Below are 8,806 nucleotides of genomic sequence, written 5' to 3'. Positions count from 1 at the left end.
AGGACATAGGAAACGACTCCAGACTGTCCTGTCACACTTCAAACAATGACGACTTATAGGAAGAGGGGAACGGATGATGTTCAATCAGATTGTGAAAAATCGATGGGAGTGGGAGAACTGGTTACGGGAGGTCAGTTGTGACTCGTACGATCATTACGATTATGTATTGGCCAACTGTGAACCGGGCGAGCAGCCTGAGTTGTATATCGCGGCCAAAGAGGACGGCATCTTGCTGTATCCGTACATCCGTCGTCCAATTGCACATCGTCATGATGATCTCGTGACGGCGTATGGCTATGGCGGTCCGTTCCGTGAAGGCAACTTTTCGAACGAAGACGTCGCAGAGGCTAGACGTCTCTTTTTAAAACGTCCTGAGAATCAAGCCACGGTTACTGAGACGATTCGATATCATCCTTGCCGCTTCGACCATGATTTGATGCGTGCCTTCGGCCAAGCCGTCCCGATTCGTCAAACGGTGCACGTCCGGCTCGATGACCCGTTCGACCAACTTGAGCAACGCTTCAGTAAAATGACGAAACGAAACGTGAAGCGGGCTATCCGTGAACAAGTGACGGCGGTACAAGGGCAGGCCCATGAACTATGTGAATTCATCCGCCTTTATCGGGCGACGATGGACCGTCGAGCAGCGAACGAGGCGTACTATTTCTCGGACCGATACTTCGAGGACCTGTGGAACAGCGATACATGCGAAACGGAGCTGTTATTCGCTGTCCATGAGGGCGTCATCGTGGCAGGCGTGTTCATGTTGTTCGGGGACGATGGGGCGCATTATCATCTCGGAGGCTCGGACGCGAACTACTTGGCGCTGCGACCGAACCATTTCTTGTTCCGCGAGATGATCCGCCGCGCGGCCGAGAAAGAGAAAGCATACGTACATCTCGGTGGCGGAGCGACCGGGGAAGATGCGCTCTATGACTTCAAGCAGAGCTTCTCAGGGGATGAGCCGCTCACATACTATATCGGACAGTCCGTGCTCGATGAGGCAGTTTACCACCGGTTGAATCAAGACCATTTGCTCCGCTACGGACCATCTGATTTCTTTCCACTCTATCGGACACCGGTCGAAGAGACGGTCGCCGAGGTGCAAGCAGAACGATAACAAAAGGTTCTCACTCGAGATGGAGTGAGAACCTTTTGTATCAAGCGGCCTCTTCGTCGGAAGCGGCCATTTTTTCGGTTTGGCGAGTGATAGGGAAATTACTGAACAGTTTACTGCCGACGAGTCCGGCCACGATGCCGACGCCGAACAAGATGAGCGCCGTCACGGTCACGGTCTGCCAATCATTGAAGCCGTACATGACGAGCAATCCCGGAATCCCGGCAGCAGAACCTGGCGCGTCGTTCACCATGCCGGTCATCGCGACGATGAGTCCGGCGATGGCGCCACCGACGAAGTTGACGCTGTAGATCGGGATCGGGTTCGCCGAGATGAGATCGGCTTGCGTGAGCGGTTCAATCGCGACCGATAGTTGATCTTTCTTCGTCCCGATGTTCAAACGCTTGAACAGCAAGAAGTTCATCGAGATCGATGCTGTCAACGCGAGGGCGGCGATGGCCATCGGCACACCCGTCAAACCGAGCATGGCGGTGAGTGCCATCGAGCTGAGTGGCGACGTCGAGACGACTGTGACAATCCCACCAAGGACAAGTCCCATCACGACGGGGTTTTGCGTCGCGGCAAGTTCGATGACCGCACCGATTTGCGACAATGTGTTCGAGACGAGCGGATCGACTCCTGTCGCCACAAGGCGAGCGAGCGGAGCCATGACGATCACGTAGAAAATCATGTCGACACCGGCCGGTAAATGCCGGTCTAGTTTACGACCGACAAGGGCAAGAATGTATCCGGCGAAAAAGCCAGGAAGAATGCCGAAGCCGGCGACCGATAGACCGAGCATGAGCGCGTAGACCGGATTGATCCCGAGTGCGATCGAAACGAGCGCGGCTGCGGCAGGGCCGGACAACGAACCAGCCGCCTGTCCGACTTCCTCATATAAAGGGAGCGGGAGCAAACCGCCGATGGCGTAAGCGTTGAACGCCTCGACCAAGAAACTCGCGATGGCGGCGCCGGCCAAGGCGCCCATCGCTTTCATTCCAAACGGGGCTTTGTAACTGAATAACGTGAATAAGGCAAGAATCAACAGTAAAAGTGCGATACCTTGAATAATGATCATACGGTGTACCTCTTTCTCTCTGTTCTATATTTCCTCTATAGTTAACCATCCGAACGGTTCTGTAAAGCCATTTCATCCATCTGACACGACTTTTTTTGATGGTAGCGTTTCCAACTGACGAATTGGAAAATTGTGAACGAATTCAGCTGTAAAATTAGCGAAAAAACAAGCTCATATGTGTCAGTCCGGCCCGGAGTGGGAAGAGAAAGGGGAAAGACTTTCCATATAGGAATGACCAAGGAGGAGTAGAGATGCAGATGGAGACAAAAAACTGGCACGCACTCGAACCGGATGCGGTAAAGAGTTCGCTCGAGACGGACACATCTAGTGGTCTGTCGAAAGGGGAAGTGTCAAGTCGGCAGGAACAATACGGGAAAAACGTGCTGCCCGAGAAAGAAAAGACACCTGAAATCATAAAATTTTTGCGTCAATTCAATGATATTCTCGTCTTCGTCTTGCTCGGTGCCGCTGTCGTCACCGGCTTTTTAGGGGAGTACATCGATACGATCGTCATCGTGCTCGTTGTGACGGTTATCGCCGTCGTCGGATATCTCCAAGAGAACAAGGCCGAGCAGGCGTTAGAAGGAATTAAAAAATTACTCGAGACGAAGGCGAGCGTCATCCGTGACGGCAAGCAAATCCAAGTCGACTCGAGCGACCTCGTCGTCGGGGACATCTTGGTCCTTGCCGCCGGTGATAAAGTGCCGGCTGACGCCCGTGTCATTCAAGCCGAGAAATTCAAAGTCGAGGAGTCGGCGTTGACAGGTGAAGCGACGACGGTCGAGAAGAAAATTCAAGTCGTACCGGAAGACGCCGTCCTCGGTGATCGCAAGAACATGATTTATTCGGGTACGAGCGTGGCGACGGGAAGTGCGAAAGCAATCGTCACGTCCATCGGAGAAGGCACGGAGCTCGGCCAAATCAACGCCTCGATTGCTGAAGTCGAGACGGTGAAGACGCCGCTCATCCGCCAGACGACGAAGTTTGGTCAGACGGTATCCATCGCCATCCTCGTCATCTCGGTCGTCATATACGCGTTCGGTTACTTCGTCCGTGACTTTGACCCGATCGAGTTGATGTTGACGACGATCGGTCTTGCCGTCGCCGCCATTCCAGAAGGATTACCGGCCGTCATCTCAATCATCCTCGCGCTCGGTGTCCGGAACATGGCTGAGAAAAAAGCCATCGTCCGCAGCTTGCCGTCGGTCGAGACGCTCGGCGCCGTATCGGTCATCTGTACCGATAAGACCGGGACGTTAACGAAAAACGAGATGACCGTCAAACAAGTCGTCACGGCCAAACACGACATCGAAGTGTCAGGGAGTGGATACGCCCCGGACGGTGATTTAGAACTGAACGGTCAACCGTTCGATTTAGATGATGATGAGTCGATGATCGACCTTCTCACGGTCGGGAAAACATGTAACGACGCCCAGCTGTATGAAGAGGGCGGGGAATGGGTCGTCAATGGTGACCCGACGGAAGCATGTTTACTCACGCTCGCCGAGAAAGCGGAGCGGCCGATCGAACGTTTGGACGTCATCTCGAAGATTCCATTCGATTCGGAGTACAAATATATGGCTACGCTCGTCGACTATAAAGGCGAGCGGATGATCTTCATCAAAGGGGCACCGGACCGCCTGTTCGATATGGCGGAAGACACGGATTTCGACCGTGCCTATTGGGATGAAAAACGAAAAGAGATTGCCGACCGCGGACAACGCGTGCTCGGGGGCGGCTTCAAGCGCGTCGACGCTTCAAAAGAGACCGTCGACCATGAAGATGTCGAGGACGGCATCACGTTCCTCGGTCTTTATGGAATTGTCGACCCGCCACGTCAGGAAGCGATCGAAGCGGTCGCCGCTTGCCGTGACGCGGGTATCCGCATCAAGATGATCACCGGCGACCATAAAGACACGGCCGTCGCCATCGCCCGAGAACTCGGCATGGAAGTCGAGGGCGCCCTCGAAGGGAAAGAATTGACGAACATGTCCGACGAAGAAATCAAAGAGGCGTCGGTCCATAATGACGTCTTCGCCCGGACGAGTCCGAACGATAAACTTCGTCTCGTCAAAGGATTGCAACAAAACGGCTTAATCACATCGATGACCGGTGATGGCGTCAATGACGCCCCGGCCTTGAAACGGGCCGACATCGGGGTCGCGATGGGAATTAAAGGAACGGAAGTCGCAAAAGAGGCCTCACAGATGGTGCTCGTCGACGATAACTTCAAGACGATCTACAACGCCGTCCGTGAAGGTCGTCGCGTCTATGACAACTTGAAGAAGACGATTTTATTCTTGCTCCCGACAAACGGGGGACAAGCACTCCTCGTCGCAATGAGTATCTTATTGGGCGCCGCGGCACCACTCAGTCCGGTCCAAATCCTTTGGGTCAACATGGTCGTCGCCATCACGCTCTCGCTCGCCATCGCCTTCGAACCGCTCGAAGAGAGCACGATGAAACGGCCGCCGCGTCCCGCGAACGTGCCGTTGCTGAGTCGCTACTACGTCTTCCGCATTACGTTCGTCTCGATTTTAATCGGGGGCGGTAGTCTAGTCATCAACTATATGCTCGGCGATTTCGATTACTCGACCGACAAGTTGCAGACGATCACGCTCAATACGATTGTCATGGCGCAACTGTTCCACTTGTTCAACTGTCGGACCGAGCTCGCCCCGGCGTTCAACCGTCACTTCTTTGACAACAAGATTGCCTTCCTCGTGTCGGCACTCTTGATCGGGCTCCAGCTGTTCATTACGTACGTCCCGTTCATGCACACGCTGTTCGGTACGGCACCACTTGAACTGCAAGACTGGATTTATCCGGTCGCGTTCGGTCTCATCGTCTTTGTCATCGTTGAAATCGAGAAAGCCATCTCGCGTCGTGTGATCGGCAACAAAGACATACACTGATGTTTTGCCCACTGCCTAATGTGGAATTAGTCCATTATGCAGAGGAGGGATGCTCAATGAAACGTGATGAATCACAACCAGGGGTTCACCCGGACCCGGTACCGGATGAGGAATCAAACCCGGCTACAAAACCGGCTCCGACGCAACATCCGGACCCGGCACCTGAAGAAGACGACAAAGAATCGAAATAAGGAGACTTCAATGAGGGAGTATCCACAAAAAAGGCTTTCCGACAAAGATCGGAAAGCCTTTTTATGGCATTATTTTTTCGGTGCCGGGGTCCGAAACTCATTCATTTTGTCGAACTCTTTTTCATTGAAGTATTCGACGACGACGAAATCACCGACTGGGCACTCCCAACGGTCTTTCGCGACCTGACATTCTTTGAGTGTCACTTTCTGGTCATACATGTCGAGCTCGAGCGTGTCTTTCAAAAATTGATCGGCCTGTTTGTCGTTGATCTTAAAATATTCGCTCAAGATGATCTCTTCGGCTTTATCGTTCGTATGCGTCATCACTTTAAAAAATCTCATATGTGTACCTTCTTTCGTCTGTAAGCTGAATTCTCAGTATATAGGAGCTAGCCCGATTTGGGAACCGTCATCCCATTCTCGATAAAAATGCCCCTAACGCGAATGCGAAAGGGGCTCGGTTCATTTCATTTTTTGTCGGCTTGGCGGTGCTTCGTTGAACGGTTGTTTATGGCGAATGATCAGCCAGAACAACAAACCGAACAATGGAATGTAAGGTAGCGGCCACAAACTCATTTTATAACGTTTGGCATCCCGGTTCATCAACGTGATTTGGATGAAGGCGAGCAAGAAGAAATCGACCGTCATCGTCCGGACGAACTGGTTCTGTTCGACGTATGACCAATACTCGGCCACGTTCCCGGTCGTCGACGCGGCGATGAACAAGCCGATCGTGACGAGCAAGAGCAACACACCGAGCAATCGTGTCGGGAGCGGTTTGATCGGTGTCGGATAAGGCGACTGCCGCGCGAACGCCAAGTACGGGGCGATGATGAAGCCGCCGACGACGAAACCGGTCGCTGCCGGTAAGAGCGGGTTCGGGCGCAACTGGTTCACCTCGGACCAAAGAAGCGGGAACAAGGCGAGCGGATAAACGCCTAGGATGCTGAAAAGGGAAAGTGAATACCCTTCATAGGCGTCCGTATTATACGTGATGAAATCGAGCAAAAACCGGCTCGAGAACGGTTCGTTCGGACCGAGGAGCGCGATGGCGATCGCAGCGGCCCACGGAATGAGTAAAAACTTTCTAGTCATGCCCTACACCTCGAGTCTGTCTCTGTTTCTTTTAGTATACCCCGGAATCAAGCGAACAAAAAATGAGAAGTGTCAATCGACACGTTCTCATTGGTTTTCGCGCGCATACGCTTTAATCATCGTCACGAGTTGCTGGGTCTCGTCAGAGTTCGAATCGAGTCGAATCCCGTAATCATACAGGCTCCCCATTTGTCCACGGTGCCGTACGTGACCCGTCAGGTCGAGCGGTTGAATCAACGGGACGAGGTCGAGTTTGACTTGGACTTTCAATCCTTCAGAAAGTGGAAATAAGTAATCGCACCGCATCTTCAGACCGTGGGCGCTGATATTGAGCAGTTGTGCTTCCCCGTCATGAAGTTCTTTGTCTTCCCAGATGAGGCGATATGGGATGAAGCGGGGGTTCGGTAAAATATAACGAAACGTTTCTTGTCTTCGATAGCGCATCGGTTCACCTCATTTCTCTACCTTGATTATCGGCTATTTTTGGCGAATCGTGAAGCGTTGAATGCACCAAAATTTAGGAAGCGCGGTTTACAGAAATGCAATCGCTTTCTATAATGAGAAGACAGAGTGGACAGAGGAGGGATCGTATGAACGTCAAGGACTTACTCCGACGCTATTCGATCGACGAACCAATCATCTACGCGAAAAATCTACACGGGCAGTGGGTCAAGTTGGAGCAACTGCCGCCCTACACCATACTAGAGGTCGAGGCGACGGACGAGGCCATCGAGGCGCTCGCCATCGACGCGTACGTGGCGCTCACCGTTTGTCGGGAGAAATCGTCGCTTGAAGATGCACGCCCTTATGCGGTGCGGCTTCATATCAAAGGTAAGTAAAAACCGCGAGCCGATGGGCTCGCGGTTTTGTTTAGGCTGCTTTTTCTGTCTCGTCTTCCTGTGGGACGGTCCGTTTCGCGTAATACATGAACGGTGTCGCCATCCAGGCGATGATGAACTTGGCGACATATGTCGTGATGAAGATGTTCCACCAGATGTCCCATTCCATGCCCCAGAAGGCAATCGTACAGAACGTGAGCGTGTCGATGAACTGTGAGACGACGGTCGAACCGGTCGTCCGGAGCCACAGTTTCTTCTCACCGGTCTTGGCACGAATCTTCGAATAGATGAAGACGTCGAACAGCTGTGAGACGAGGTACGCCGCGAGACTACCGAGCGTGATGAGCGGTAGCATCGAGAACAGCGCCTCGAAACTCTCATGCATGAACAGCGCCTCTTCGAACGGCTCATAGAGCAATGCGAATTGCATGAGCACCGTCGAGACGATCAAGATGAAGAAGCCGAGCCAGACGCCTTTACGGGCGGTGTGACGACCATATTTTTCATTCAAGATGTCTGTCGCTAAATAAAGGGAACCGTAGACGATATTCCCGAGAGTGAAGATGAAACCACCGATTACAATCTGCTGCGTCACTTGGATGTTGGCGACGACCGAGGCCATCGCGATCCAGGCGAAAAGTCCGACACGTCCGAACAGCTTGTAGCTGAGGACGAGCAGACCGAGCGTGAGCAAGGCAGAAGGAATCCATAACCATTCATTGAGCATGGGGATCGTACTCCTTCCAAATCATTCATTCTGTCAACTTTACAAGTTTATAGAGGAACGGAAACCGTGTCAAGACAGTTTCCCATGACTAGACGGAAAAAGCTCTCACCCGGGGTCGGATGAGAGCGATATATCTAGTTGATATGCTATCATACACCACTTAGATTAATAGCGATGCCTTTCATCATCGATGACAGATGATTCAATTTGGTACGGGCATGTTCCCAAGATTCCCAATCGTCACCTTCTATAAATCGTGTCAACGTCTCACTAATGTAAGTGAGTTCGTTCAATACGGAGGTCAACGCCTCGCGGTCGATGCCTGACGCGTCAGATGCGACAAGGTGATCGAGCGCCGGGAGAATCTCATCAATGTCGGCACGGACGGATTCGAGCTCTTCCCGGTTACTGTCGATTTGCGTAGAGATTTCGTCGAGCGGACGGTCTTCACAAGACATCCCACAGGGGAAAATCGCCTGCTCTGATTCGCGCAACGCGCCGAGCGTATCACTGCTCAGTGACTCAAGATACCCTAAAAAGATTGTGACTTCTTCTTCGGTCGGGACGGGCTCGGAAAAAGGTTGTGTCTCGGATACATCGATTACGACATTTTTAGTTTTCGGGGGTGAGTCAGACGTACGATCTGTCGTCTGTTCGGTACAGGCGGCCAATAAGGCGACGGCAGCAAGTAGAATGATGAAACGTTTCATATCGAGTCTCCTTTATATAAGTATTTATCCATCATACCATTTATTGGAATATAAGGATGGACGATAGACAATAAAAAAGCACTTTCTCAATAGTTTGAGAAAGTGCTTGTGTTGGTCCGTGTCACGGAATCCAT

10 protein-coding genes are annotated in these 8,806 nt (G+C 52.2%); 4 read left to right on the top strand and 6 right to left on the bottom strand.

Going from position 1 to position 8,806, the window contains the following annotated elements; translation table 11 throughout:
- The first annotated feature begins 76 nt into the window (after nucleotides 1–76).
- Nucleotides 77–1,120 (top strand): lipid II:glycine glycyltransferase FemX, encoded by a 1,044-nt coding sequence (locus KNP60_RS13670; protein ID WP_214797722.1) that lies wholly within the window; start codon nucleotides 77–79, stop codon nucleotides 1,118–1,120.
- Nucleotides 1,121–1,160: 40 nt separating this feature from the next.
- Here KNP60_RS13670 and KNP60_RS13665 read toward each other — a convergent pair whose 3' ends face one another.
- The gene (locus KNP60_RS13665) at nucleotides 1,161–2,195 is read right to left on the bottom strand and encodes a PTS sugar transporter subunit IIC (RefSeq protein WP_034777476.1); all 1,035 of its coding nucleotides are present in this window, start codon (nucleotides 2,193–2,195) and stop codon (nucleotides 1,161–1,163) included.
- A gap of 251 nt (nucleotides 2,196–2,446) precedes the next feature.
- Between KNP60_RS13665 and KNP60_RS13660 the strand changes: the two genes are divergently transcribed.
- Both KNP60_RS13660 and KNP60_RS15590 read left to right on the top strand, forming a co-directional pair.
- A complete protein-coding gene (locus KNP60_RS13660; protein WP_214797721.1) occupies nucleotides 2,447–5,110 on the top strand; it encodes a cation-transporting P-type ATPase in 2,664 nt (887 codons plus the stop codon).
- Between the two features lie 56 nt (nucleotides 5,111–5,166).
- Nucleotides 5,167–5,301, top strand: coding sequence for a hypothetical protein (locus KNP60_RS15590; protein ID WP_034777478.1), 135 nt, complete (start codon nucleotides 5,167–5,169; stop codon nucleotides 5,299–5,301).
- A 69-nt stretch (nucleotides 5,302–5,370) separates the two neighbouring features.
- Here KNP60_RS15590 and KNP60_RS13655 read toward each other — a convergent pair whose 3' ends face one another.
- From KNP60_RS13655 to KNP60_RS13645, 3 genes are all read right to left on the bottom strand, one after another.
- Entirely contained in the window at nucleotides 5,371–5,643 is a 273-nt protein-coding gene (locus tag KNP60_RS13655; RefSeq protein ID WP_235420191.1) for a hypothetical protein, read from the bottom strand.
- 120 nt (nucleotides 5,644–5,763) lie between these two features.
- Complete coding sequence (locus KNP60_RS13650) at nucleotides 5,764–6,396, bottom strand: hypothetical protein (protein ID WP_138859467.1); 633 nt, start codon at nucleotides 6,394–6,396, stop codon at nucleotides 5,764–5,766.
- Between the two features lie 87 nt (nucleotides 6,397–6,483).
- On the bottom strand, nucleotides 6,484–6,840 hold the full coding sequence (locus KNP60_RS13645; RefSeq protein ID WP_034777480.1) for a PilZ domain-containing protein: 357 nt from the start codon (nucleotides 6,838–6,840) through the stop codon (nucleotides 6,484–6,486).
- A 146-nt stretch (nucleotides 6,841–6,986) separates the two neighbouring features.
- On the opposite strand from KNP60_RS13645, the gene KNP60_RS13640 reads away from it, so the two are divergent.
- Nucleotides 6,987–7,235: a hypothetical protein gene (locus KNP60_RS13640; protein WP_034777481.1), complete on the top strand. Its 249-nt coding sequence runs from the start codon at nucleotides 6,987–6,989 to the stop codon at nucleotides 7,233–7,235.
- Between the two features lie 31 nt (nucleotides 7,236–7,266).
- Here the strand turns inward: KNP60_RS13640 and KNP60_RS13635 are convergent, their stop codons facing one another.
- Entirely contained in the window at nucleotides 7,267–7,962 is a 696-nt protein-coding gene (locus tag KNP60_RS13635) for a queuosine precursor transporter (protein ID WP_034777482.1), read from the bottom strand.
- Nucleotides 7,963–8,111: 149 nt separating this feature from the next.
- Nucleotides 8,112–8,672: a hypothetical protein gene (locus KNP60_RS13630; protein ID WP_214797720.1), complete on the bottom strand. Its 561-nt coding sequence runs from the start codon at nucleotides 8,670–8,672 to the stop codon at nucleotides 8,112–8,114.
- Nucleotides 8,673–8,806 lie beyond the last annotated feature (134 nt).

Source organism: Exiguobacterium sp. s5, assembly GCF_018618075.1.
GTDB lineage: Bacteria > Bacillota > Bacilli > Exiguobacteriales > Exiguobacteriaceae > Exiguobacterium > Exiguobacterium mexicanum_A.
Note: the sequence above shows the minus strand (reverse complement) of the source record. Positions and strands in the feature narration are given on the sequence as shown.